The following is a 22,348-nucleotide window of genomic DNA, read 5'->3' as shown; positions in this document are numbered from 1 at the left end:
TTTCCACGGCATCCCCTGGGGCCAAAGGCATCCGTCCTGAGACAGCCGTCGCTTGCGACCATCCGTCCGGGTGCGCAACCCGGCCGCCGATTTCATTCTTTTTTGCGGCCCGAATGTCCTGGCGGGTGGCCTCACCGTCGCCACAGCCAGGCATGGCCGGCCAAGGCCCCCTGCATCTTGGACAGCAACCGCAGGGCAGGAGAGGTCGGGCTGCGGCCATCGCGCAGGCGGTCGATCGCGACCTCGACCGGGCAGGGCAGGCCCGACAGCGGATCGACATAGCGGGGATAGGCGATCAGGCAGGCATGAACCAGCGCGGGAAGGTCGGGCCGCGCCCGGCGCCGGGCCGGGATCGGCCCCATGTCGCGCGTCAGTCCCCAGCCGGCATAAAACGGCGCCCCCAGGACGGTCACGGGAATGCCGCGCAGCATCGCCTCGAATCCCAGGGTCGAGCTGATCGTCCAGACCTCGTCTACCTGCGACAGAAGGGCCACGGGATCGGCCCGGACCGCAATATCGTCGGCAAGGCCCTGCAGGCTATGGGCGGGAACCGCCCCCGGACGCAAGCCTGCCTCGACATCGGGATGGGGCTTGAAGATGATCCAGGCATCCGGGTTGTCGCGCCGCACCCGGACCAGCAGGTCCAGGCTGGTCCTTTCGGTCCCCGCCCCCAGCATGACCGAGGCGTCATCCGCCACCTGGCCGGGAACCAGGATGCGTCTGCGTCCTTGCAGTGCGGTCCCATGGGCACGCGCAGGAAGATTGTATTTGCTCAGCCCCGCCGCCGTGATGGCCGCCATCAGGCGCGCGGCCCGTTCGCGTCCGCCCGGCGGGGGTCCGGCGGAAATCAGACGCTCCAACCGGCTTTCGCGGGTGGGATCGTAGTAGATGCCCAGGTCGTCCGCCACCAGCGACAGGGGCGGCGTCAGTTCGGCACCCAGGCCGCGCGACCGCAGGAAACCATCCTCGACCCGGATCGCCCGAGGGGCCTGTTCCGCCCGGTTCGCCCAGGCCAGGGTAACGCCCGGGCCGGGGCGATCCGTGAACCGCACGCCCTTGCCCTCGCCAAAGGCGCGAACCAGAGTGCGCCGTTTCCACAGCCGCATTCCATAGGCCAGATGCCCGTCGCGATCCTGGCGGAACGCCTTGACCTCGGCCTCGATCTGATCGACGGCGCCCTCGAAATCGGTGAGCCGGTCGCGGCAGGGATCGTACCAGACGGGCGCGATCAGATGGCTGGCGGCAAACAGGGCATCTGCCGGGGCGGGACCGCGGCGCCCGTGGGGCAGGGGGTATTCGTCCAGCGACAGGCCCCATCCGGCATAAAAGGGCTGTCCGAACAGGCGGGGCCGGTGCCCTGCCAGAATGGCTTCGTATCCCATCTGAGAGCTGACGGCATAGACCGCATGGGCGTTTTCCAGCATCGTCCAGGGCGAAACGTCGGTGTCGCACAGCACCTCGTCCATGCGCAGGTCGGCGGCGCACAGATGGCCGGGACGCAGCCCTTGGCGCGTTTCCGGATGACTGCGCAGCACGATCCGGCGGCCGGGATGTTCGGCCCGCGCGGCGGCCAGCATGGCCAGAAAGCGGTTGCGCCCGGCCCCCATCAGCGATGCATCGCCGCGCGTCTGGTCGATCACAAGAACGTAGCCGGGATCGGGCGGAACTAGGTCGGGAGGATGACCGCTGTATTTCGACAGGTGCAGGGCGCGCAGCCGTGCGATACCTTGCCGGGCACGACCCTGGTGCCCCGCGGTGGCTTCGTCCCGGATCAGTCTCTCGATCATCGAAGGCCGGGCCGGGTCGAAATGCAGGCCCCATGGGTCGATCAGCAGGCCGATGGGGCCGCGCCGTGCGATCCGGCCCCTGGCCCGGCCCGGCAGCACCGACCTCAGAAAGGCATCCTCGACGGTGACGATGGCGGCGCCGGTGCGATCCGCCACGGCCCGACCCCGCCATGCCGTGGGGCTTGCACCCCAGATGCCGACCCGCCCCCCCGGCCCGGGCAGGCCCGCGCAGACGTCCCATCCTGCAAGGGCGAGGATGCGGCGGATGCGCGGGGCGCGCCAGAACCCGAGGCTGTAGGCATGAAGCCGCTGGCGATGGCCAGCGGCATCGGGTGCGTCGGCCACGATCGGGTCAGCGCGCGGCGATGGCCGACACCGTGTTGGCCGAATTGATCGGCCCGGTCAGGGCGGTCAGCCGTTTCTGCCATTGGACATAGGGGGCCTCGGTCACATAAACCGTATCCTCGTCGCGGATCAGAAAATCGCGGGCCAGAAACAGCCCGTTCGGCCGGGTCAGGTCCAGAACATAGGCCATGCGCTGAGTCCCGTACACCGTCTTGCCCAGCACCCGCGAGGCGACCGCCTCGGGTTCGTCGCGCAGGACGAAGACGCCGGTCGGATCGGCCAGATTGGAGCTGAGGCCGCCCACCATCGCCACCGCCTCGACCGCGTTGATCATCTCGTTGCCCAGGGGAACGCGGGTCTGGCCGCCAAGGGCGCCCAGGGCGGTGAAGCTGCGCTGATCCTCCTCGACCAAGATCACGTCGCCGGGACGCAGGGCGATGTCGTTGCTGGCATTCATGTAAAGATCGGTCAGCCAGACCTTGCCGGTATCGTTGCCGCGCTTGACCGTGACGACGGCGATTTCCGGCTCGATCGACACCCCGCCCGCGCGGGCCAGCATCGATGACAGGGTCCGTGTCGGGCGTTCGATCGGATAGACGCCCTGCGCCGTGACCTTGCCCATGACCGACACGGTTGCGCCGTCCCCCGCGACGCGGGCCACCGTCACCTGCGGGTCGGGCGTCTGGGTCGCCAGCCGGTCGGTGATGATCTGGCGCAGTTGATCGGGGGTCGTGCCTGCGGCCCGGACGCGTCCCGCATAAGGCACGAAGATATAGCCGCTGCTGTCCACCTGGATTTCCTGCAACGCCGTCGAACTGGTTCCCAGAGAGGTCAGCAGGCCGTCATCGACGTTTTCCCAGATCGACAATCCCAGCACGTCGCCCGCGCGGATTTCATCGGCACCGACCGGACCTGCCTGCAGGAAGCTGCCGGAAAATCCGTAGGCCGGGGTGAAATTCGTGGCGCGCGCGACATGTTCGTTCACATAAAGGACATGTGTGTTTCCGCCCTTTTCGACGGCACCCGAATAAATCTCGTTCTTGCTGGGGCCAGAGCGGGGCAGGCTGCAGGCCGCCGCAAGCATGACGGCCGCAATGGCCACAAGCCGCAAAATCTGTCCCGCCGCGGAATGGGCAGGGAAGGGCTTCACTGTCACCGTCTGAAAACTCCTGTTCGTCAGCCCGGACTTGCCGCCCGGTTGCGGCGCAATCTAGCGGCTGACGCGGCAGGACGCCATATCTTCATGCAGCGCGTTCCAGATCTCCGCTGATCTGATGACGGCGCGGAACGCGCCCGCGAGCCAAGGCCTGATAGGGGTCGTCGGCAGCCAGGATCAGGTCCGCGACAAGCCGCAGCGCATGAGCGCGCGAGCGTCGCGAATAAAATCCCCCCGGCACCTGGCTGGTTTGCAGAAGATAGGCGCGAAAGACGCGGCAGGCGGCCAGATCCGGATGCTGCGGATCGCGGCAGAAATCGGCAAGCGACTGGTCCGACACCAGTCCCGGCTTGTTGTAGACCGCACGGCCCAAGGCCTTGACCGGCAGCCCGCGCCACAGCGCCTGCTGCGCGGCGGTGGAATTCACCGTGATGACCGCGCGGGCGTGATCCAGCATCGCCGCCAGCCTGCCACCCCGAAGATAATGGACCCTGTCGGACAGGCCGTGACGCGCGGCGGCTGCCCTGATCGACTGGCGGTTGCGAGCGCGCCCATCCTCAAGCGGGTGGGCCTTGAACAGCAGGTGGTGATGGGCCGGCGCCGCGCGCGCGAATTCTGCGATCACTTCCTCGACGAACTGCCGGTTCCGGGTATAGGGCGAATGACCCTGAAGGCTCGAGTCATGTTCAAGCTGCATCGGCACCAGAACATAGGGTCTGCCCGAAAGCCGAAAACGCCGCCACTGGCAGGACCGGATGACCCAATGAAGGGGCATGAGTACGAGACGGCAGAAATTCAGCCAGAATTCCTGCCAGACCGACAGGGTGCGGTGACTGACAAACCGACGATAGCGCGCATTCGCCACAAGCAGCAGGAAATGATAAAAAGCCCCATAGAACTTGTGCTGGCGCATGTCGCCCCAGTGGGCGGGCGGTCTGCGAACCTCGATCATGCTGTCGCGCAGGACGGCGCGCATTTCACCCACGGGGATGTCCAGAAGCGCGGAATGCCCGTTCGAGCCGCCCCGTTCGTAGGTGATCCAGTAGGGGCGCAGATACCCTTCCTCGAATACGTGGAGGCGCAGCCCGTGCGTATCGGCGGCCGATCGCGCGGCGGCATGGATCGGGCGAACATCGCCGTAAAGCACGATGTCGGTCACCCCCCGTTCGGCAATGATCCGTGCCAGATGTGCGGGCCATTCCCCGCTGCTGCCGGTGTATCGCAGCAGATGCGCCTTGTCGGACCAGAAGAATTCGTCCCCGGCATTGAAGGCGCATCGCCAGACCTGAGCCCCTGACGCCCGCAGCATCTGTCCCAGCCGGTCGAAGAACGGACCATGAGGCCCTTGCAGCAGCAAAAAGACCCGCCGACCGGGAAGGCCGTTCGGGGGGCAGAGGGGAAAGTCGATCGTCTTGTGAAACATCCGCGTTCCGCACCAGGCCATGCACGTCAGGGCAACAAAGCACGATAGCGTTAACAACCCCTTAAGCCGGATATCCTTGAGTGCAGGCAAGCTGTGGTCTAGAACAGCGGCTGAAAAAAGGAGACGCTGTGTTTACAGGCATCATCACCGATATCGGCACCGTGCGGTCGGTCGAACTGCGCGGCGACATGCATGCCCGGATCGGCTGCGGCTATGACATGGGGTCGGTCGATATCGGCGCCTCGATCGCCTGCGATGGCGTCTGTCTGACGGTCGTGGACAAGGGCGCGGATTGTTTCGCGGTCGATATCTCGGCCGAAACCCTGTCCAAGACGAATATCGGCGCTCAGGGCTGGCCCTTGGGCAAACGGCTGAACTTGGAACGGGCGTTACGGGTGGGCGACGAACTGGGCGGCCATATCGTCAGCGGCCATGTCGATGGCGTGGCGCGGGTGGTGGGCGTCCAGAACGACGGGGACAGCCTGCGCCTGACATTCGAGGCGCCTTCGGCGCTGACGCGCTTTATCGCTCCAAAGGGTTCGGTCGCCCTGAACGGCACCTCGTTGACGGTGAACGAGGTTGATGGAAATTGGTTTGGGATCAACCTGATCCCGCATACCCGGCACGTCACGACCTGGGGGGACGTTGCCGCAGGCGACCGGGTGAACCTGGAAATCGATACCCTGGCCCGCTATGTCGCGCGCCTGGCCGAAACCCGGCCGCACGGGACTTGACGCCCGCCTTCTTTCGGTCCATTGCAGCCGGTCTTTGCGCGGGGTCCGATCTCATGAATGCGAACAACGACAAGCCCGGTGACAAGCAGGCCGACCGGCGGGCGCTGAGCAGCGGCGCGCGGTTCTATGCCATCCAAGCGTTGTATCAAATGGAGGCCGCGGGCCAGTCTGCCGACCGCGTCCTGCGCGAGTTCGAGAACCACCGTCTGGGTGCCGAAGACGAAGACGGGGCGTTCGTGCCCGCAGACGAGACCCTGTTTGCCCAGATCGTCGATGGGGCCGTGAACTGGCAGTCGCGTATCGATCAGGCGACCGACAGGGGTCTGGTCGCCAAATGGCCGATCAACCGGATCGATCCGGTGCTGCGCGCCCTGTTCCGCGCGGCCGGGTCCGAACTGGTCGGCCTGCAAACCCCCCCAAGGGTCGTGATCGTTGAATATGTTCGCTTGGCCGAGGCGTTTTATCCCGGGGGCCGCGAGCCGAAATTCGTGAATGCCGTTCTTGATCATGTCGCGCGTGAAACAAGGCCCGACGCCTTCTGACGAATCTTATGCATTTCCGGCCCGGATACCGTATGGTGTCCTGCAAGGAGGGGCGCCATGCCGACCATGATCCGGGAATATATCCGCAGTGCAGTGGCAGGCGCGGTCCTGGCTGGATGCTTTGTCGCGGCGCTGCTTGCCCTGGATGTTGCGCATCTTCGTCACTTGGTCCTGACAGACGAGGCGGGCGGTCTGGCTGTTTTGATGCTGGTCGCCTTCAACACCCTTCTTTTCGGCGGGGTACAGTTTGCCATCAGGATCATGGGACAAGCCCATACACCCTCACCACCGGAAGAAGGAGGAGGGCTGGCAGGGACATTGCATCCTGCGGCCCTGACTGTCGCGGCAGAAGCGCCCCCACCTACCCGAAGGATTTGAGAACGGTGCCAAAGAAGTCTCGACAAGTGACTTTTGTGCAACAACAAGGAGTCTTTCGTGTCCCAGACGGGCTGCATAATTTTTATGCAATCACGAAAGAATTTCACTTTTGCGATTCAGGAAGCAGCAGGCATAAGTCTTTTCCTGGCTTTTAATTGTTAACAATCATGATGTTGCTTCAACGGCATCATTGATTCCTTATCTGCTGTCACGATCATGTTTCGGCGACTTTCTGCGCACCGTGCAATTGTCACACGTGCGGCATGTATCAGACTGGTGGCAAGGATCGCGCCGGACGTTTGAACCCATCGGCCCGCTTCCTAATTCATGTTCAGCAGAGATGCTCTGGTGTCCGACACGGCCCCAGAACAACAACAACTCAGCTTGTGAGGACAAAAATGAAAAAAGTGACGCTGCTGACCGGCACCGCTGCGCTGTTGACCGCCCTTTCCGCTCCGGCCTTTGCGCAGACCGAAATCGCCCCCGGCGCCGATGCAACCGGTGTTTCGGCAATCGATGACCGCATTACCGATATCGAAGACGATGTGACCGACGATTTCGACCGTTCGGCGGATTCCGACCGGTTCGGCCCTGCGGACCGTCGTCAGGGGCTGTTCGGCTCGATGTCGCTGCAATACAGCGGTTCGACCGGCAACTCCGACGCGCAAGATTTGGCGATCGCCGGTCGCGTGGCCTATAATCAGGCCCCGTTTGCCCAAAGCGTCGGCCTGGCCATCGAGTTCGGCGAAAACGAGAACGGCGACAAGGATCAGGAAGAAGTCAGCGCGATCTATGACGCGCAGTACTACTTCAACGATCAGTTCTATGCCTTTGCCCTGGGCCGGTTCGAGATCGACAGCCTGGTCGATGGCGAAGCCGATTATGCCGGCGACGACGTGTCCGAGGAACTGACCGACCTGCGTCGCGATGGCTTCCTGGGCTTCGGTCCCGGTTATCGGGTCATCAACAGCGACACGACCACCTGGCGCGTCCAGGCCGGTGTCGGTGTTCGCTATACCCAGACCGGTCAACAGTATATCGACGATGAATCGGATACGGAAACCGGTTACATCGTGTCGTCGCGTCTGTATCACCGCTTCAACGACATGGTGTTCATCACCAACGATACCGACTATCTGACCTCGGATGCCAATGATGTCGCGACCAACGAATTCGGCGTGAACTTCCGCATGTCCGAACAACTGGCGACCCGCGTCAGCTACCTGACCGAGTATCAGTCGGACCGCGAGATCCGCACCGACAACACGCTGGGCGTTGCAATCGTTTACGGGTTCTGATCCCGGAAATGACAGGATGGGAAAAGGGCGGTCGAAAGACCGCCCTTTTTTTATCGGAAGCCCGCATTGTCGGGGCAGGGGTATCGGGTGGCGGGAACCGCAGCAACCGCGGCAGCGCAAGATTTCCCGAAAGCCTGGATTACCAGGTGGGCGCCGGGTAACGAGACCAAGGTCACGCCAGAGCCAGCCCCCTCGGAAAAGTTATAGGCCAGTGGAAAAATGGCCGCACGCGAGAAGAGCAGAAACCCGCCACCATGCCAGATAGTCCGGCCCGCGTTCCGGTTCAAGCGGGTTGAGCATGTTTCCTCTTCGTTCTATAGACGAGGGCATGGACATGCCGGAACATCCTCTCCCCCTGATGCCTGGACAGCGGCTTGCCCGTGGAGTGGCCCGGATGCTGCGCAGCATGGATCATGTCGTTCTGCCCGAATTCGTTCCCAGCCGCGGCCTGCGGGTCGATCTGATCAGCATGGGGCCCAAGGGGGAATTCTGGATCGTGGAATGCAAGAGCTGCCGTGCCGACTTTATGGGCGACCGAAAATGGCAGGGCTATCTGGAATGGTGCGACCGCTATTTCTGGGCGGTCGATTGCGACTTTCCCGTCGATCTCCTGCCCGCTGATACGGGCCTGATCCGTGCCGACGCCTATGGCGCGGACATTCGGAGAATGTCTCCGGAAACCCGGCTGCCGGCAGCACGAAGATCCAGGATCATGCGGGATTTTGCCCGCGTGTCAGCCTTGCGGCTGCACGGCCTGACCGATCCGGGCGCCGTCAGCGCCGGGGTTTTCTAGGCTTTCCGCCCTCTGCCATTTGCCGCGCGGCCTCGGCTGCGGCAAGCAGTTCCTCGGCAATCTCGGTCGCTTCCTCGGGATCGAAATCCAAGGGAAGGTCGATCCCGTCGGCCTCCAGATAGATGCGCACCATGCCCTGGTCGGTCGGGCCGACCTGCAGATTGGCCGCAATGGTACTCTGGCTGTTGATACCCATGGCGATTGCCCCGTGCTGTGATCGCTTTCTGTAGCCCGGGGCCGTTTTCGGTTCAAGACAGGCTTGCAACGGACCCTGACCGGCGTTACAGAACGCATCCGTGCCGCCTTAGCTCAGCCGGTTAGAGCGCTAGATTGTGGATCTAGAGGTCCCCCGTTCGAGCCGGGGAGGCGGTACCATCCCCAAGCATCGATTGAAATTATTCCGTCAGGTTCGCGGAACCGCGCTGTTTTCGGGGGGTTTAACCCCTGATGGTGACAATCACACCGGAGGACATAAACCATGGCTCATTCGAACAACCCTACCGCCGACGACTTCAAGAAAGACGTCAACCAAGCCGGTCAGCAGGCCAAGAACGACCTGCAGCAGGGCGCAAAGAAGATCGGTGACAACGTGCGCGACACCGCCGACAAGCTGTCGGACAACCAGGGGCTCAAGGATCTCAAGGACCGTGGTGCCGATGCGGTGCAGGCGGCCAAAGAGACCGCCCATGACTATGTGGAGCGCGCACGCGAAGTAGGCGGAGAATATGCCGGCCGCGCCAAGATGGAGGCCGAGCGGCTGTATCATCAAGGTCAGCAGCGGGCGTCGGAATTGACCCATTACGCAGAAGAGCGTTACGACGAAGTATCCGAAATGGTGCGCCGCAATCCGGCTCAGGCCCTTGGGATCGCAGCGGGCGTTGGTTTTCTGATCGGCCTTATTCTGGCCCGCCGCTGAGGTATGAACGATGTTCGACTACGCGCAGCGTCTGCAACTCGCGCTCAAAGACACGGCGCGCCGGTCGGTAATGAAGCTGGTGGCGGGGATCGTTCTCGCCATCGCTTTCGGATTCCTGCTTGCCGCCCTTTGGTCGTTTCTTGCCAACAACCTTGACTGGGGACCGGCCCTTGCGTCGCTTGCCATAGGCGTGCTGTTCGTGGTCATCGCCTTCGTCTTGCTGGCAATGTCCAAGAAGGCCAAGCATTCCATGCCGACCAAAGAGGATCTTCGAAAAGAGATCGAGGCAAGAGCCAGCCTGGCCGCCGAGGCCGCAGCCGACAGGGCACGAGCCGAGGCCGCCCGTCTCATGGACATGGCCGGAAACAAGGTCGCGTCCCTGATGGACGATGCCGCCTACAAGGCCAACAAGCTTGCGGATGACACCGAACGACGTGTTTACGGGGCGGTGCGCAATGTAGCCCAATCCACAGGGCTGACGGCCTCCAACCTCCAGATGGCCAGATCAAAGGTCGAGGATGCGACGCATACCCTGTCGCGGGCAAGCAACAGCAATGCCGCAAGCGTGGCCAAGCTGCTGGGAGCTTTTGCGATCGGTGTGACCCTGGCCGCCAAACTCAGGGGCGGGGACCCTGATTACGACGATTATCAGGACGACATCCTGTAAAAGAAAAGGGCCGCTTGATGCGGCCCTTTTCTTTAAGATTGTTTGTCAGGCATTGGCTTCGCGGATCTTGTCAGCAGCGGCCTTGTCATAGGAAATTCCTTTCTGATCCAGCAACTGATCCAGTTCGCCAGACAGCGTCATTTCCGTGATGATATCGCAACCGCCGACAAACTCTCCCTTGATGTAAAGCTGCGGAATCGTTGGCCAGTCTGAAAAGTCCTTGATGCCCTGACGAATGGCGTCATCGGCCAATACATTGATATCCTTGAAATCAATACCCATATAATTCAGAACCCCGGCCACACGGCTGGAAAAGCCGCACTGGGGCATTTCCTTCGAGCCCTTCATGAACAGAACTACGTCTGCCCCATCGACGAGGCCTTGGATGGTATCGGTCACTTCGGTCATTTTTGTTATCCTGTCTGCTTGAGGGGGGGCAGGGCCTAGTCCGGAGCCTTGGTGGTCAGCGCCAAGGCGTGCAGAGCGCCCGCCTTGCCCGCCATGCTGTCTTTCAAGGCCGCGTAAACGGCCCGCTGCTGCTGCACCCGGTTCTGGCCGCGAAAGCTTTCGTCGATCACCTCGGCGGCATAGTGATTCCCGTCGCCGGCCAGGTCAGTTATGGTGATCTGCGCGTGGGGGAACGCAGCGCGGATCATATGTTCGATGTCATGGGCTTCCATGGGCATATGGGATGTCCTTCGGGCTCTTTGCCAAGATGTAGGCAAACGACCCGCAACCCGCAAGGCCGGCAAGACATGGATCAAGGGCAGGGCACCTGGACGCTATGGAGCAGACACCGCGAAAAATACTTGAATGAAACTGGCAAACCCCATGGGCTGGTTTTTGCTGCCTTGGCTCTGTGACCAGACTTAAAACATTTGAGCAGCCGGAAGCCGGACTGAACCGGCTACCAAGCTGCGATGACGCTGAGATTATTCGGCCGTCGCCGCGCCGACCGTGCCGCCAACAATCGCGCCGGCAGGACCCGCGACCACGGCTCCGCCCAGACCGCCAGTGGCGGCGCGTTCGGTGGCGGAATTGCCGCAAGCAGCGATCCCGAACAAGGCCAGGCCCAGAACACCTGCTGTGAATACCTTCATTTTACGTCCTTTCTGTGTTTGGTTTTTAGCTTATGGTAAAGCCATCGCCGACCGCAAAAGTTCCAGGAAAATATCGGGTCGTTCCCGCGCTTCAGAGGACGCCCAAGCGTTTGTGGTTGAAGCGGGAATCGCTGACTTCGCCTCTTTACAACCAACGTACCCTTCTTGCTGTGTTTGCCGGTGAATGTCTTTGCGCCTTGCGGTAATCGTCGTTGCCCATATCGCTTTCATGTTCTCTCTCCATCAAAACCACCATTCAAAAATTTCGTTCCAGACGGCCTATTTTCATAAAGTAAATAACAACCGGATTATATAATGAAGAGTTTTTATAAATTATGAAATTTCCTCCTTAAATATAAGTGCCTAACTGTTTAGTCCCGGCATCTGGTGGATCGGATTGACGATGAATCTGTCGGACTCTGAAGTCCAGAGCTGGCAGATGTATTAGTAGGGGGTGAGGATCTTGAGCCTTCGGGCGAAGTTGTAGGTCGCGAGGATGTCGGCGAGATGGTTGATCGTGGTGAGCCTGTGCTCGATCTTTCTTATCCTTGTCGCCTTGATGATGCTATCGGGGCCCGACATGTCCGAGACGGCATCCGAGGCGGCGGTGTAAGCCAACAACACCGTGCCCCAGTCTGTCGAGGGTGCGGCTCCGGCAGTCGCGGGACACCGCCCCCCGCCAACTGACGCGATGGCGGCCGGAGGCGCCAAGGCCGCTTGACGCGCGCCCCGGCATCGGCCATCCCCCGCCCATGCTGCGCATCGACGACATCTCCTATTCCATCCAGGGCCGCCCCTTGTTCGAGGGCGCGACCGCGACCATTCCCGAAGGCCACAAGGTCGGACTGGTCGGTCCCAACGGCGCGGGCAAGACCACGCTGTTCCGGCTGATCCGGGGCGAACTGGCCCTTGACGGGGGCGACATTACCCTGCCCAACCGCGCCCGCATCGGCGGGGTCGCGCAGGAATCGGCGGCGACCGCGACCTCGGTCCTGGACACCGTGCTGGCCGCCGACACGGAACGTGCGGCCCTGCTGGCGGAAAGCCATACCGCCACCGACGCGCATCGCATCGCCGAAATCCAGACCCGCCTGACCGACATCGACGCCTGGTCGGCCGAGGCGCGGGCGGCATCCATCCTGGACGGCCTGGGCTTTTCCACCGCCGATCAGGTGCGGCCGACCGCCGATTTCTCGGGCGGCTGGCGAATGCGCGTGGCTCTGGCGGGGGTGCTGTTCGCGCAGCCCGACCTGCTGCTGCTGGACGAGCCGACCAACTATCTGGATCTGGAAGGCGCGCTGTGGCTGGAAACCTATCTGGCGCGCTATCCGCATACGGTCATCATCATCAGCCACGACCGCGACCTGCTGAACCGCGCCGTGGGCCATATCCTGCACCTCGAGGCGCGCAAGCTGACGCTGTACACCGGCGGATACGACGATTTCGCCCGGATGCGCGCCGAACGCCGCGCCTTGCAGGCCGCCGAGGCGAAGAAGCAGCAGGCCCGGCGCGACCACCTGCAAGGCTTCGTGGACCGTTTCGGCGCCAAGGCCAGCAAGGCCCGCCAGGCCCAGGCCCGTGTCAAGATGCTGGCGAAAATGGAGCCGATCACCGCGCCCGAGGAAGCGAAACTGTTCCGCTTCGGCTTTCCCCAGCCCGAGGAACTGTCGCCCCCCATCGTCGCCATGGAGGGGGTCAGCGTCGGCTATGACGGGCGCGCGGTGTTGCGCAAGCTGGCGCTGCGCATCGACCAGGACGACCGCATCGCGCTGCTGGGCCGCAACGGGCAGGGCAAATCGACGCTGTCCAAGCTGCTGGCCGAACGCTTGCCGCCGATGGAGGGCAAGCTGAGCCGGTCGTCGAAACTGCGCATCGGATACTTTGCGCAGCATCAGGTGGACGAACTGCATCTGGACGAAACGCCGCTGGACCACATCCGCAGCCTGCGCCCGAACGAGGGGCAGGCCAAACAGCGCGCCCGTCTGGCCGGCTTCGGGCTGATGGAGGCGCAGGCGGAAACGAAGGTCGGGCAACTGTCGGGCGGGCAGAAGGCGCGGCTGTCGCTGCTGATCGCCACTATCGACGCGCCGCATCTGCTGATCCTGGACGAGCCGACCAACCACCTGGACATCGAATCGCGCGAGGCGCTGACCGAGGCGCTCAACGACTATACCGGCGCGGTGGTTCTGGTTTCCCACGACATGCACCTGCTGGGTCTGGTGGCCGACCGGCTGTGGCTGGTGCGTGACGGCGCGGTGGCCCCCTATGACGGCGATCTGGACGATTACCGCCGCTTTCTGTTGGGCGGAGACGAGCCGAAGCGGGTGGACGAAACCCCGAAAACGGCCCCGAAACGCGCCCCCCGCGACGAGGTTCTGGCCCTGCGCGCCGAGGTTCGCCGGGCCGAGGAACGCGTGCAGAAGCTGACCGAGATGCTGGGCAAGCTGGACGTGAAGCTGGCCGATCCCGCGCTGTATAACGACCCGCACGAGGCGAAACGCTGGTCCGCCAAGCGGGCCGAGGCGGTGCAGGCCATGGCGCGGGCCGAGGATCTGTGGATGGCCGCGCTGGAAAGCCTGGACGGGGCGGAACGGGGTGCACAGCGGGCCTAGCTGTTGCGCAAATGCGCCGCAGAGCCCGCCGATCACGCCGGGTTGCTGTGTCGCCGCTTGTGCCGGGCCGCGATTCGCCCCTAGCAAGGGGGCAATCCCGCCGACCCCCCCATTTGCAAGGATCGACCATGAAGATCACGCTGGCCCTTGCCGTTCTTGCCGCAACTGCTGCCACAGGTGCGCGCGCCCAGGATTTCGGTTTCGCAGGCCGCGACTTTTCGGTCGATCTGGGGGTCGGCGTGGATATCGGCCCCGATTATCCCGGTTCCGACGATGCCGAGGCCGGGCCGTGGCTGATCTGGCGCAATGCCGGTTTCGGCCAGCCGGGAACCAACGAGAGCGAAGGGTTTGCGATCTCGCCGTCCTTTGGCACGGTGGGCGAACGCAAGGCGTCCGACAACCCCGACCTGACGGGGATGGAGGATCTGGACCGCGCCTATGAACTGGGGTTCCGGGTCAGCTATGGCATGGGGCCTGTAACGACATCAGCCTCGCTGCGCCGCGGTTTCGACGGTCACGAAGGGCTGACCGGAGAGGTGGGTGCCAAGTATCGCACCGACCTGTCGGACCGCGTGTCGCTGTGGTCGGGCCTGGCCCTGGGCTATGGGAATGGCGATTACAACGACGCCTATTTCGGCGTGGACCCGGCCGAGTCTGCCCCCGGCCGCCCCGCCTATGACATCGGCGGCGGCATCAACAAGGCCGCAATCACCTTCGAGGCACGCTATGCCCTGACCGAGAGCACCGCCCTGCTGGGCGAGGTCGAATACGGCAAGCTGATCGGGGACGCCGCGGATTCGCCGGTGGTCCAGGACGAATACCAGCCGTCGCTGCGTCTGGGGATCGTGCGGAAGTTCTCGTTCGGGTTCTGATCGGGCAGAGGCAGGCGGTACGGCGGTTTCTGCGACTTTTATTGCTAAGCCATCGGCAGTGGATCAAGAATCGCGCCTGCGCGAAAAATGGCTATGACGAAAGCCTGACCAAAAAGCAGATACAGGGTGCTGTGCCAAAGATGCCTCGTCGCTTTGACAGGACAAAGATCGGTTGGACAGCATGATTGCGACAACGGTCCTCAATTCAGGAGGATATTGACGCGGCTATCAAGCGGCTTGAAGCAGTGAATAGCAAGAACGCAGAGAAAATATCGTTAAAACGGAAGCGGATGATCTGATGGCCGAGATGCGCAAGCAGCAGGCAAAAGACCTGCTTCGGCAGCACATGAAAGCAGCATGTCAAATGATTGCCGACACCTCGTCTGGCGTTTTTCGCGATCTCGATCACCGTGCTGATAGTCGAATCTTTACAAGTCGGCCCTGCGCAGGGGAATAGAGCCTGACCGCCGAAAGCACCGGAAACCGTGGAGCGGGTGAAGGGAATCGAACCCTCGTATTCAGCTTGGGAAGCTGCTGCTCTACCATTGAGCTACACCCGCGTGGCGTCTTGGCTAAACGATGGCCCGGGCGGCGTCAAGCGGTCAGACCAGCCCCATTTCGGCCAGAGCGGCGGCCATCTGCGGGGGCAGGGCGGCATCGCCCAGGCGGCCGCGCGGCATGTCGGCGGGGGCGTCCTTGGCCGCCAGATAGCGCCAGCCCTGGAACGGACGGCGCGGCACGGCGACGACCGGGATCAGGTCGCGATCCAGAATCAGGGCACAGCGGCGGATGCCGTCGTCGCGGACATGTTCATCCAGCCGCACGATCCCCTGGCGGGCCAGCATGACGCCCTTGAACACCCAGAAGATCGACCCGCCTGTCAGCAGTTCGTCCTGACGCTTGGGCCACATGCGGGTGACATGGACGGCATGGCCGTCGCCAAAGCGGCGCTGCCAATGGGCCAGATCCTCGGGGCTCTCGGCGCCGACGCAAAGCTTCATCAGGTGGAGTTGTGCTGACATGACCGCAAGATAGGGGGCGCCCCCGCCGGTCACAAGATCGCCTGCCAAACGAAAAGGCCGCGCGGGATGGCGCGGCCTTCGGGTTTTGCGGGCAAGAAATCTTACAGCTCGTCCAGGGCCTCGACGGCCTTTTCCAGCTCTTCCTTGGTCACGGTCTTTTCCGTCACCTGGGCCTGTTCGACGATGTGATCGACGACCTTGTCCTCGAAGATCGGGGCGCGCAACTGCTGCTGCACGGCCTGGTTCTGCTGCACGAATTCAAAGAAGGCACGTTCCTGGCCCGGATACTGGCGCGCGGCGCGCAGTACGGCCTGGGTCATTTCCTGATCGGTGACGGTCACTTCGGCCTTTTGGCCGATCTCGGCCAGCAGCAGTCCCAGGCGCACGCGGCGTTCGGCCAGCTTCCTGTGTTCCTCGGTCGGCTCGATGCTGCCGTGGTTGTGGTCGTGAACCTTGGGGTTTTCCTCGTGCCACAACTGATGTGCGATCTGGTTCGCCTCGGCCTCGACCAGCGATTCCGGCAGGTCGAACTGGACCCGCTCGTCCAACTGGTCCAGCAGCGCGCGCTTCAGCACGGCGCGGGCGGCCCCGGCATATTCCTGTTCCAAACGGCCGGCGATCTGCTTTTTCAGGCCGTCCAGATCCTCGGCGCCGAATTTCTTGGCCAGTTCGTCGTCGATCTCGGCCATCTTGGGCGCCTTGACGGCCTTGACCGTGCATTCAAACGTCGCTTCCTTGCCCGCCAGTTGCGGGGCGCCGTATTCGGCGGGAAAGGTCACGGTCACCGTCACGGCGTCACCATCCTTCGCGCCGACCAACTGATCCTCGAACCCGGGAATGAAGCTGTTGGACCCCAGCACCAGCGGATAATCCTCTCCGGCGCCGCCTTCGAAGGCCTCGCCATCGACAAAGCCCTTGAAGTCGATCACGACCTGGTCGCCGTCCTTGGCCTTGCTGCCCTTCTTGCGATCCTCGAAGGACTGGGCGGATTTGGCCAGGTTCTCCAGAGCCTCGGTGATCGCGGCATCCTCGGCCGGAACGGTCAGCTTTTCCAGCGTCAGCGTGGACAGGTCCACCTCGGGGATGGGGGGCAGGGCCTCGTACGAGACATTGACGACCACATCGTCGCCTTCCTTCCAGCCGTCGCCATTCTCCATCTCGACCTTGGGCTGGGCCGCGGGGCGGTCGCCGGATTCGTCCAGGTGCTTTTTCAGCGCGCCGTCGATGGCGTCCTGCATGGCGTCGCCCAGGATGCGCGGGCCGAACTGTTTTTTCAGCATGGCCATGGGCACCTTGCCCTTGCGAAAGCCCTTCATCTCGACCTCGGGCTGGGCTTCCTTCAGTTTCGCATCGACCGTCGCGGCCAGATCGGCTGCGGGCAGAGTGAACTGGTAGCCCCGCTTGAGACCGTCGTTCCGGGTTTCCTTGACCTGCATCATCGTCCTCGTGCCATAAGAGCCGCCGCAAGCGAGGCGGCCTGAAAAATTCCCGCCCTTCTAGTCGGGGGGGCTGCCTACTGCAAGCGGATTAGGGGGACAGGGCCGGAACTGTGCCCGCCGCCGCCGCGTTCGATTGCATCCCGTTTCCTTGTCACAGGCCAATGCCATGACCCGTTTCCGCCTTGCCCTTGCCGTCAGCCTTCTGACCACCGGAGCTGCTCTGGCCCAGATGGCACCCACGACGCAGACCGCCCCGGCCACCGGGGCGGACCAGCCCCGTGCCGCCCAGACCCAGGCGCAGGGTCAATCGGGCGAAGGCGACTGCCCGGCCCCCGACACGGTGGCGCAGCCTGCCACCCAGCCCCAGCCGGGGGCCGAGGGAACCGATCCTGCCAATGCCGGCACCAGCGGCTGGACCGGGGGGCTTGGCGGGTCGCAACTGGGCACCAACGCCCAGGGCGCGCTGCCGGATTCGCCCACCTGGCAGCCACCAACCGCGCGCGGCCTTGACCTGGCAGGCCGGGCCGAGCCGGTGTCGATGCAGGAACCCGGCTGCTGATCAGTTGAACATCGGGATCTGCGGCTCGGCATCGTCCAGCCGCAGGCGCAGCCCGTCGCGGTTGAAGAACTCGCCGTCCCGGATGAGGGTGCGGTCGCCGTTCAGCGCCCGGACAAGCTGATCCAGCCGGTCCCGCGCCACGTCGTCAGCGACCAGCCCCTCGCGCCCGGCGCGGAACAGCACAACCGCATCCCAGGCCGTGCCCGAGCCGTCCAGATAGGCCGCCATGTCCGGCCAGCGGATATCGTCGCCGATCACGTGCAGATGGGCGGATCGCAGCAGGTCCACACGACCCTCGCCGATGCTGACCAGCACGATCAGCACGGTGAAGCCGTCGGTTTCCGCGAATGTCGCCCGCAGCCAGTCGTCGAAGTCGGTCATTCCTGCCCCTGGGATTCCGGCGGAAGGGAATGGGAGTCGAACCCACCCGGGACAGGCTCGCTGCCCCAACCGGTTTTGAAGACCGGCCGCCCCACCGGGGACGATTCCCTTCCAAGGTCGCCGAACAGGTCGGCACGATGAGGATTGATGCGCCGTAAATCCCCCCGGCGCAAGGTCAGGCCGTGGCGGTCGAAAAAGTCCAGGATCTCGATGGCGACCTTGCGGCCGTTCTGCACCCGGTCGCGAAAGGCGGGGGCGGTGAACCAGCCATTCTCGGCCTGCGCCGCGACATCGTGGATGATCGCCACCATTTCCGCCGTCACAGCGCGCGCAAAGAAATGGTCGTGGGCGATCTGGTCGGTGCGGCCCAGCCTTTGCGTCAGCTTCAGCACCCTGCGGACGTCGCGTTCGTCGATGCCGAAGTCGGTGGCAAGGTCGCGCACGCGGGGGGGGCGAAAGCGCATTTCACCCAGAAGGGCGGGGCCAATGCGCTGCCACAGGGCCTCGTCCTCGGGCGTCAGGCGGACCTCGTGACCGGGCAGGCGGACAAAGGCGCCATCCGGCAGCGCGCGGCCTGCATCGGCCTCGGTACGCAGAAACGCCAGGAAGGCGTCCTTCGGCATGCGCGGTTGCAGCATCAGCCGCAGGCGCTCGCGGCCCATGCCGGGCAGGTCGGGATTGTCCTCGTGGAAGTGGGCCAAGGCGGTGGTCAGCCCGTCGCGCAGACGGGCCAGGGCATCGCGGCCGATCGCCAGATCGCCGATGGTGACGGCATCGGCGGCCGCGACCGTTGCGGCAATGGCCGGGACTGACAGGCTGCGGTCGCGGGCGAAACCCGGCAAGTCCACGCTTGTCACCGTCAGCATCGCCGCAAGCGCCTTTGCGGGGTCATCCGCCTGCGCGGCCCCGATCAGCGCCAGCCGTTCCGGGCTGCGCCGCTTGCGGGCAGGGGGGCGCAGGTCCAGAAAGCGTCCGCCGCCAATGGTGCGGCTGGCGGACACGTCGCGCAGGATGAAGCGGTCGTGTACGGCGGCGGCAATGGGCCGGTCCAGCACGATCTGCACCGGGCCGCCGCGTCCGGGCCGGATCGGATCGGCCAGCGGAACGATGCGGGCGCCTGCCTCGACCGCGTGGCTGTGCAGGCGGGCGGGGAACCAGGTGCCGATGGGTTTCGGTTCGCCCGGCAGCACCGTCAACCAGGCATCGATACGGTCGGTGGGGGCGTGCAGGGCAGGCGACAGCACGACATGGCCGCGATGGATTGCGCCCTTGCTGATCGCCTCTCCGGCCAGGTTCAGGGCGCAGCGTTGACCCGCAACACCCTCCGCCGCGGGGCGGTTCTGGGCGTGGATGGCACGGACCCGGGCGGGCAGGCCGGTGGGACTGACGACCACCTGATCGCCCAGGGCCACGCGCCCCGTCAGCATCGTGCCCGTGACCACCGTGCCCGCGCCCGACAGGGTAAAGCTGCGGTCCACCGCCAGCCGCATCGGGCCATCGGCACGGCGGGCCACGGTCTGCGTCTCGGCGTCGATCAGCGCCGCGCGCAGGGCGTCGAGGCCTTCGCCGGTCAGGGACGACACCGGCAGGATCGGCGCATCGGCCAAAACGGTGTCTGCCAGCGTTTCGCGGATTTCGGCGGCGACTGCCTGGCGCCGGGCATCGTCCGCCAGATCGGCCTTGGTCAGCGCCACGATGCCGCGCCCGATACCCAAAAGATCAAGGATTGCCATGTGCTCGCGCGTCTGCGGCATCACGCCATCGTCTGCGGCCACCACCAGCAACGCCATGTCGATGCCGCCCGCGCCCGCCAGCATGGTGTGGATCAGCCGTTCGTGCCCCGGCACATCGACAAAGCCTGTGACGGACCCTCCGCCCAGATCGGCATAGGCAAAGCCAAGGTCGATGGTGATGCCGCGGGCCTTTTCCTCGGCCAGGCGGTCGGCATCGGTGCCGGTCAGCGCCTTGACCAGGGCCGTCTTGCCGTGGTCGATATGCCCCGCCGTGCCGACGATCATGACGGGGACAGCGCCTCGAGCAGATCCTCGTCCCGATCCAGGCAGCGCAGATCCAGGATCATCGCGCCGTCGCGGATGCGTCCCACGATGGGCCGGGGCAGGGCGCGCAACCGGGCCGCCAGACGGTCGGGGGCATCGCTCCCCGCGCCCGTGATCCGCAGGCCGGCGGACGGAATGGTATCGGTGGGCAGCGACCCCGATCCGATCTGGCTGGCGCAGTCGGTCGGGGCGACGGCATGATCCGGCAGCAGCGCCGCCACCGGCGGGGCCAGACGCGCGGCCTGCACGGCGATGTCGGATTGCGGACGCGACAGGTATCGCAGCGTGGGCAGGCGTTCGGCCAGCCGGTCGGGGTCGCGATAAAGCCGCAGCGTGGCTTCCAGTGCCGCGATACGGATCTTGTCCAGACGCAGGGCGCGCTTCAGAGGGTTCTTGTTGATCCGGGCGATCAGGTCGCGGCGACCCACGACAAATCCCGCCTGAGGCCCGCCCAGCAGCTTGTCGCCGGAAAAGGTAACAAGATCGGCGCCCTCGGCCACCGCCTCGGCCACGGTGGGTTCGCGGCGCAGCCCCCAAGCGGCCAGATCGACCAGCGACCCGGCACCAAGGTCGTTCAGCAGCACCACGCCCGCCTTTTGCGCGATCTGCGCAAGCTGCGGGGCGGGGACTTCGGCGGTGAACCCCTCGATCCGGTAGTTCGAGGTATGGACCTTGAGGATCAGCCCCGTATCGGCCGTGATCGCATCCTGATAGTCGCGGGGATGGGTGCGGTTGGTGGTGCCGACCTCGACCAGATGGGCGCCGGCGCGGGCCATGATGTCGGGCATCCGAAAGGCGCCGCCGATCTCGATCAACTCGCCGCGCGACACGATCGCCTGCCGTCCCTGGCCGAATGTGTTCAGCGCGATCAGCACGGCGGCGGCGTTGTTGTTGACGACGGTGGCATCCTCGGCCCCGGTCAACTCGCACAGCAGGCCGCGCAGATGATCGTCGCGCTGCCCGCGCCCGCCGGTTTCCAGGTCGAATTCCAGGGCCAGCGGCGCGGCCATGGCGTTGGATGCCGCCCGGATCGCCTCGTCGGCAAGGATCGCCCGGCCCAGGTTCGTGTGCAGCACCGTGCCCGTCAGGTTCAGCATCGGTCGCAGGGGCGTCTGCGCGGCGGCGGCCAGATCGGCGGCCAGCAGATGCGGCAGGCGCGCGGCCTCGACATCTCCGTCGGCGCCGTCCCTGATGGCCGCGCGGGCGGCGTTCAGCCGGGCCCGCAGGGCGGCCGTGACCGCCGTGCGGCCGTGGCTGTCGATCAGCGACCGGCCCATGTCGGACAGCAGCACCTGATCGACCGAGGGCAGGGCGCGGAACCCCGCCATCAGTATCCCGCGATGAACGGATCGAATCCGCCGCGGCGGAACGGGGTGTCCTTCATCAGCATGTCCAAGCCCAGGCTGGCCACGTCGTCGGCAATCGGGTCCAGACTGGCATTCTTGACCTGATACAGGATCTTGACCCAGGAATTGCAGTCGCCGCAGACCTCGGCCTTGACGGTCGCCTCGTCGGTCTCGGCGCTGCGATAGCTGATGGCGGCATTCGATCCGCAGCACAGGCAGACCACCCGAACCTCGTTCCATTGCGTCGCGCAACAGCCGCAGGTGGCATATCGGGTGCTTTCGATGCCCGCCGCGCCCATGACCGAGGAGGTCGCCGGACGCCCTCCGCAGGCGGGGCAGGTGCCGGTTCTGATGCGCACCAGCTTGCCCGCGTCCAGCGTGGCGGCCAGCCGCGCCAGATGCAGTTGGACGGCCGCCGCCACGAACAGATGCGGCGCCACGCTGTCATCGGGAATGGTGTCGGACAGGATGTTTTCCAAAAGCCAGTGCCGGTCGGCGATGCCCACTGCCGTCACGGCCGACAGGGCCAGGCGCGCCGGTTCCGGCATCTCGATCCCCGCAACCTCTGCAAGGAACCGATCCAGCGTCGCGTGCATGTCGGGGTCGTGAGCCAGGACCGAACGGTCGATCGGGGGCATCCGGCTGGACCGGGCAAGGTCGATCCGATCCGGCGGCGGCGCCGGCAGGGCCGGCAGATCACGAGCCAGCCGCGCCTGCACGCCGGTCAAGTCGGCCAGAAACCGCAGATAGGGGGCCAGATTGCCGCCATGGCCGGCCAGCCAGGCGAAACGCCCGGCCCGTTTGTCCAGCACGGCAGCGGGATCGGGCAGAAAAGCCAGCGGCGCCTTGGGGACGCCGCCGATGACCGAGGGGTCGGGTTGGATTGTGGTGTTCATCGCGTCTCCGGGCCGGACCGGCCAC

The 22,348-nt window shown here is 64.6% G+C and carries 23 protein-coding genes, 3 tRNA genes and 2 pseudogenes; 12 read left to right on the top strand and 16 right to left on the bottom strand.

What is annotated here, in order from left to right; genetic code table 11:
• Positions 1 to 131: 131 nt before the first annotated feature.
• From EYE42_RS01470 to EYE42_RS01460, 3 genes are all read right to left on the bottom strand, one after another.
• Positions 132 to 2,132 (bottom strand): capsular polysaccharide biosynthesis protein, encoded by a 2,001-nt coding sequence (locus tag EYE42_RS01470; protein ID WP_246020542.1) that lies wholly within the window; start codon positions 2,130 to 2,132, stop codon positions 132 to 134.
• Positions 2,133 to 2,139: 7 nt separating this feature from the next.
• The gene (locus EYE42_RS01465; protein ID WP_130989826.1) at positions 2,140 to 3,216 is read right to left on the bottom strand and encodes a polysaccharide biosynthesis/export family protein; all 1,077 of its coding nucleotides are present in this window, start codon (positions 3,214 to 3,216) and stop codon (positions 2,140 to 2,142) included.
• A gap of 157 nt (positions 3,217 to 3,373) precedes the next feature.
• A complete protein-coding gene (locus tag EYE42_RS01460; protein WP_130989530.1) occupies positions 3,374 to 4,711 on the bottom strand; it encodes a capsule biosynthesis protein in 1,338 nt (445 codons plus the stop codon).
• A 128-nt stretch (positions 4,712 to 4,839) separates the two neighbouring features.
• On the opposite strand from EYE42_RS01460, the gene EYE42_RS01455 reads away from it, so the two are divergent.
• The 5 genes from EYE42_RS01455 to EYE42_RS01435 all read left to right on the top strand — a co-directional run bounded on the left by EYE42_RS01455 (position 4,840) and on the right by EYE42_RS01435 (position 8,456).
• Entirely contained in the window at positions 4,840 to 5,445 is a 606-nt protein-coding gene (locus tag EYE42_RS01455; RefSeq protein WP_130989529.1) for a riboflavin synthase, read from the top strand.
• Positions 5,446 to 5,498: 53 nt separating this feature from the next.
• On the top strand, positions 5,499 to 5,987 hold the full coding sequence (nusB, locus tag EYE42_RS01450) for a transcription antitermination factor NusB (RefSeq protein WP_130989528.1): 489 nt from the start codon (positions 5,499 to 5,501) through the stop codon (positions 5,985 to 5,987).
• 57 nt (positions 5,988 to 6,044) lie between these two features.
• Positions 6,045 to 6,365 carry a hypothetical protein gene (locus tag EYE42_RS01445; RefSeq protein WP_130989527.1) on the top strand — a complete coding sequence of 107 codons (321 nt, stop codon included), beginning with the start codon at positions 6,045 to 6,047 and terminating at the stop codon, positions 6,363 to 6,365.
• A gap of 398 nt (positions 6,366 to 6,763) precedes the next feature.
• Positions 6,764 to 7,663, top strand: coding sequence for a DUF481 domain-containing protein (locus EYE42_RS01440; RefSeq protein ID WP_130989526.1), 900 nt, complete (start codon positions 6,764 to 6,766; stop codon positions 7,661 to 7,663).
• Positions 7,664 to 7,997: 334 nt separating this feature from the next.
• Positions 7,998 to 8,456 carry an MmcB family DNA repair protein gene (locus tag EYE42_RS01435; protein ID WP_425466549.1) on the top strand — a complete coding sequence of 153 codons (459 nt, stop codon included), beginning with the start codon at positions 7,998 to 8,000 and terminating at the stop codon, positions 8,454 to 8,456.
• On the opposite strand, the gene EYE42_RS01430 is transcribed toward EYE42_RS01435, so the two are convergent.
• Positions 8,437 to 8,652, bottom strand: a complete 216-nt coding sequence (locus EYE42_RS01430) for a DUF6324 family protein (protein ID WP_130989524.1) — start codon at positions 8,650 to 8,652, stop codon at positions 8,437 to 8,439. The genes EYE42_RS01435 and EYE42_RS01430 overlap by 20 nt on opposite strands.
• 102 nt (positions 8,653 to 8,754) lie before the next feature.
• Here EYE42_RS01430 and EYE42_RS01425 point away from each other — a divergent pair.
• The 3 genes from EYE42_RS01425 (at position 8,755) to EYE42_RS01415 (ending at position 10,039) form a co-directional block, all read left to right on the top strand.
• Positions 8,755 to 8,831: transfer RNA gene (locus EYE42_RS01425), tRNA-His, on the top strand.
• Positions 8,832 to 8,934: 103 nt separating this feature from the next.
• Positions 8,935 to 9,372 (top strand): ElaB/YgaM/YqjD family protein, encoded by a 438-nt coding sequence (locus EYE42_RS01420; protein ID WP_130989523.1) that lies wholly within the window; start codon positions 8,935 to 8,937, stop codon positions 9,370 to 9,372.
• A gap of 10 nt (positions 9,373 to 9,382) precedes the next feature.
• Positions 9,383 to 10,039, top strand: a complete 657-nt coding sequence (locus tag EYE42_RS01415; protein ID WP_130989522.1) for a phage holin family protein — start codon at positions 9,383 to 9,385, stop codon at positions 10,037 to 10,039.
• Positions 10,040 to 10,084: 45 nt separating this feature from the next.
• On the opposite strand, the gene grxD is transcribed toward EYE42_RS01415, so the two are convergent.
• The 4 genes and pseudogenes from grxD to EYE42_RS01400 all read right to left on the bottom strand — a co-directional run.
• Entirely contained in the window at positions 10,085 to 10,447 is a 363-nt protein-coding gene (grxD, locus tag EYE42_RS01410; protein WP_130989521.1) for a Grx4 family monothiol glutaredoxin, read from the bottom strand.
• A 35-nt stretch (positions 10,448 to 10,482) separates the two neighbouring features.
• Positions 10,483 to 10,725 (bottom strand): BolA/IbaG family iron-sulfur metabolism protein, encoded by a 243-nt coding sequence (locus EYE42_RS01405; RefSeq protein ID WP_130989520.1) that lies wholly within the window; start codon positions 10,723 to 10,725, stop codon positions 10,483 to 10,485.
• Positions 10,726 to 10,971: 246 nt separating this feature from the next.
• On the bottom strand, positions 10,972 to 11,139 hold the full coding sequence (locus tag EYE42_RS15905) for a hypothetical protein (protein WP_165455678.1): 168 nt from the start codon (positions 11,137 to 11,139) through the stop codon (positions 10,972 to 10,974).
• 363 nt (positions 11,140 to 11,502) lie between these two features.
• Positions 11,503 to 11,649: pseudogene (locus EYE42_RS01400) on the bottom strand (IS481 family transposase); the annotation flags it as partial.
• A 242-nt stretch (positions 11,650 to 11,891) separates the two neighbouring features.
• Here EYE42_RS01400 and EYE42_RS01395 point away from each other — a divergent pair.
• From EYE42_RS01395 to EYE42_RS15900, 3 genes are all read left to right on the top strand, one after another.
• Positions 11,892 to 13,751, top strand: a complete 1,860-nt coding sequence (locus tag EYE42_RS01395; RefSeq protein WP_130989519.1) for an ABC-F family ATP-binding cassette domain-containing protein — start codon at positions 11,892 to 11,894, stop codon at positions 13,749 to 13,751.
• 128 nt (positions 13,752 to 13,879) lie between these two features.
• Positions 13,880 to 14,623: a MipA/OmpV family protein gene (locus EYE42_RS01390; protein ID WP_165455677.1), complete on the top strand. Its 744-nt coding sequence runs from the start codon at positions 13,880 to 13,882 to the stop codon at positions 14,621 to 14,623.
• Between the two features lie 298 nt (positions 14,624 to 14,921).
• Complete coding sequence (locus EYE42_RS15900; protein WP_165455676.1) at positions 14,922 to 15,080, top strand: hypothetical protein; 159 nt, start codon at positions 14,922 to 14,924, stop codon at positions 15,078 to 15,080.
• Positions 15,081 to 15,109: 29 nt separating this feature from the next.
• Here the strand turns inward: EYE42_RS15900 and EYE42_RS01385 are convergent.
• From EYE42_RS01385 to tig, 3 genes are all read right to left on the bottom strand, one after another.
• A tRNA-Gly gene (locus EYE42_RS01385) sits at positions 15,110 to 15,183 on the bottom strand.
• Between the two features lie 42 nt (positions 15,184 to 15,225).
• Positions 15,226 to 15,645, bottom strand: a complete 420-nt coding sequence (locus EYE42_RS01380; RefSeq protein WP_130989825.1) for a DUF1489 family protein — start codon at positions 15,643 to 15,645, stop codon at positions 15,226 to 15,228.
• A gap of 101 nt (positions 15,646 to 15,746) precedes the next feature.
• Complete coding sequence (gene tig / locus EYE42_RS01375; RefSeq protein ID WP_130989517.1) at positions 15,747 to 17,081, bottom strand: trigger factor; 1,335 nt, start codon at positions 17,079 to 17,081, stop codon at positions 15,747 to 15,749.
• A gap of 169 nt (positions 17,082 to 17,250) precedes the next feature.
• Between tig and EYE42_RS01370 the strand changes: the two genes are divergently transcribed.
• On the top strand, positions 17,251 to 17,643 hold the full coding sequence (locus EYE42_RS01370; RefSeq protein ID WP_130989516.1) for a superantigen-like protein SSL4: 393 nt from the start codon (positions 17,251 to 17,253) through the stop codon (positions 17,641 to 17,643).
• Here EYE42_RS01370 and EYE42_RS01365 read toward each other — a convergent pair whose 3' ends face one another.
• The 5 genes and pseudogenes from EYE42_RS01365 to fdhE form a co-directional block, all read right to left on the bottom strand.
• Complete coding sequence (locus EYE42_RS01365) at positions 17,644 to 18,024, bottom strand: hypothetical protein (RefSeq protein ID WP_130989515.1); 381 nt, start codon at positions 18,022 to 18,024, stop codon at positions 17,644 to 17,646.
• A 20-nt stretch (positions 18,025 to 18,044) separates the two neighbouring features.
• Positions 18,045 to 18,137: transfer RNA gene (locus tag EYE42_RS15895), tRNA-Sec, on the bottom strand.
• A gap of 96 nt (positions 18,138 to 18,233) precedes the next feature.
• Positions 18,234 to 20,042 (bottom strand): annotated as a pseudogene (gene selB / locus EYE42_RS01360) (selenocysteine-specific translation elongation factor); the annotation flags it as partial.
• Entirely contained in the window at positions 20,039 to 21,409 is a 1,371-nt protein-coding gene (gene selA / locus EYE42_RS01355; RefSeq protein WP_130989513.1) for an L-seryl-tRNA(Sec) selenium transferase, read from the bottom strand. The pseudogene selB and the gene selA, both read right to left, overlap by 4 nt.
• Positions 21,409 to 22,323: a formate dehydrogenase accessory protein FdhE gene (gene fdhE, locus EYE42_RS01350; protein ID WP_130989512.1), complete on the bottom strand. Its 915-nt coding sequence runs from the start codon at positions 22,321 to 22,323 to the stop codon at positions 21,409 to 21,411. Before fdhE ends, selA begins: the two co-directional genes overlap by 1 nt.
• Positions 22,324 to 22,348 lie beyond the last annotated feature (25 nt).

It is taken from the genome of Paracoccus subflavus, from assembly GCF_004310345.1.
GTDB lineage: Bacteria > Pseudomonadota > Alphaproteobacteria > Rhodobacterales > Rhodobacteraceae > Paracoccus > Paracoccus subflavus.
The sequence above is the reverse complement of the archived record's forward strand: the minus strand, read 5'-3'. Positions and strand labels throughout refer to the sequence as shown.

Bases quoted from the DNA above. Each gene is read 5' to 3' on its own strand.
- EYE42_RS15905 (WP_165455678.1), bottom strand. From the start codon at position 11,139: ATGAAGGTATTCACAGCAGGTGTTCTGGGCCTGGCCTTGTTCGGGATC.
- fdhE (WP_130989512.1), bottom strand. From the start codon at position 22,323: ATGAACACCACAATCCAACCCGACCCCTCGGTCATCGGCGGCGTCCCC.
- EYE42_RS01445 (WP_130989527.1), top strand. From the start codon at position 6,045: ATGCCGACCATGATCCGGGAATATATCCGCAGTGCAGTGGCAGGCGCG.
- grxD (WP_130989521.1), bottom strand. From the start codon at position 10,447: ATGACCGAAGTGACCGATACCATCCAAGGCCTCGTCGATGGGGCAGAC.
- selA (WP_130989513.1), bottom strand. From the start codon at position 21,409: ATGGCGGGGTTCCGCGCCCTGCCCTCGGTCGATCAGGTGCTGCTGTCC.
- EYE42_RS01380 (WP_130989825.1), bottom strand. From the start codon at position 15,645: ATGTCAGCACAACTCCACCTGATGAAGCTTTGCGTCGGCGCCGAGAGC.
- EYE42_RS01370 (WP_130989516.1), top strand. From the start codon at position 17,251: ATGACCCGTTTCCGCCTTGCCCTTGCCGTCAGCCTTCTGACCACCGGA.
- EYE42_RS01365 (WP_130989515.1), bottom strand. From the start codon at position 18,024: ATGACCGACTTCGACGACTGGCTGCGGGCGACATTCGCGGAAACCGAC.
- EYE42_RS01430 (WP_130989524.1), bottom strand. From the start codon at position 8,652: ATGGGTATCAACAGCCAGAGTACCATTGCGGCCAATCTGCAGGTCGGC.
- nusB (WP_130989528.1), top strand. From the start codon at position 5,499: ATGAATGCGAACAACGACAAGCCCGGTGACAAGCAGGCCGACCGGCGG.
- EYE42_RS01415 (WP_130989522.1), top strand. From the start codon at position 9,383: ATGTTCGACTACGCGCAGCGTCTGCAACTCGCGCTCAAAGACACGGCG.
- EYE42_RS01465 (WP_130989826.1), bottom strand. From the start codon at position 3,216: ATGCTTGCGGCGGCCTGCAGCCTGCCCCGCTCTGGCCCCAGCAAGAAC.
- EYE42_RS01420 (WP_130989523.1), top strand. From the start codon at position 8,935: ATGGCTCATTCGAACAACCCTACCGCCGACGACTTCAAGAAAGACGTC.
- EYE42_RS15900 (WP_165455676.1), top strand. From the start codon at position 14,922: ATGGCCGAGATGCGCAAGCAGCAGGCAAAAGACCTGCTTCGGCAGCAC.
- EYE42_RS01395 (WP_130989519.1), top strand. From the start codon at position 11,892: ATGCTGCGCATCGACGACATCTCCTATTCCATCCAGGGCCGCCCCTTG.
- tig (WP_130989517.1), bottom strand. From the start codon at position 17,081: ATGCAGGTCAAGGAAACCCGGAACGACGGTCTCAAGCGGGGCTACCAG.
- EYE42_RS01460 (WP_130989530.1), bottom strand. From the start codon at position 4,711: ATGTTTCACAAGACGATCGACTTTCCCCTCTGCCCCCCGAACGGCCTT.
- EYE42_RS01390 (WP_165455677.1), top strand. From the start codon at position 13,880: ATGAAGATCACGCTGGCCCTTGCCGTTCTTGCCGCAACTGCTGCCACA.
- EYE42_RS01440 (WP_130989526.1), top strand. From the start codon at position 6,764: ATGAAAAAAGTGACGCTGCTGACCGGCACCGCTGCGCTGTTGACCGCC.
- EYE42_RS01435 (WP_425466549.1), top strand. From the start codon at position 7,998: ATGCCGGAACATCCTCTCCCCCTGATGCCTGGACAGCGGCTTGCCCGT.
- EYE42_RS01405 (WP_130989520.1), bottom strand. From the start codon at position 10,725: ATGCCCATGGAAGCCCATGACATCGAACATATGATCCGCGCTGCGTTC.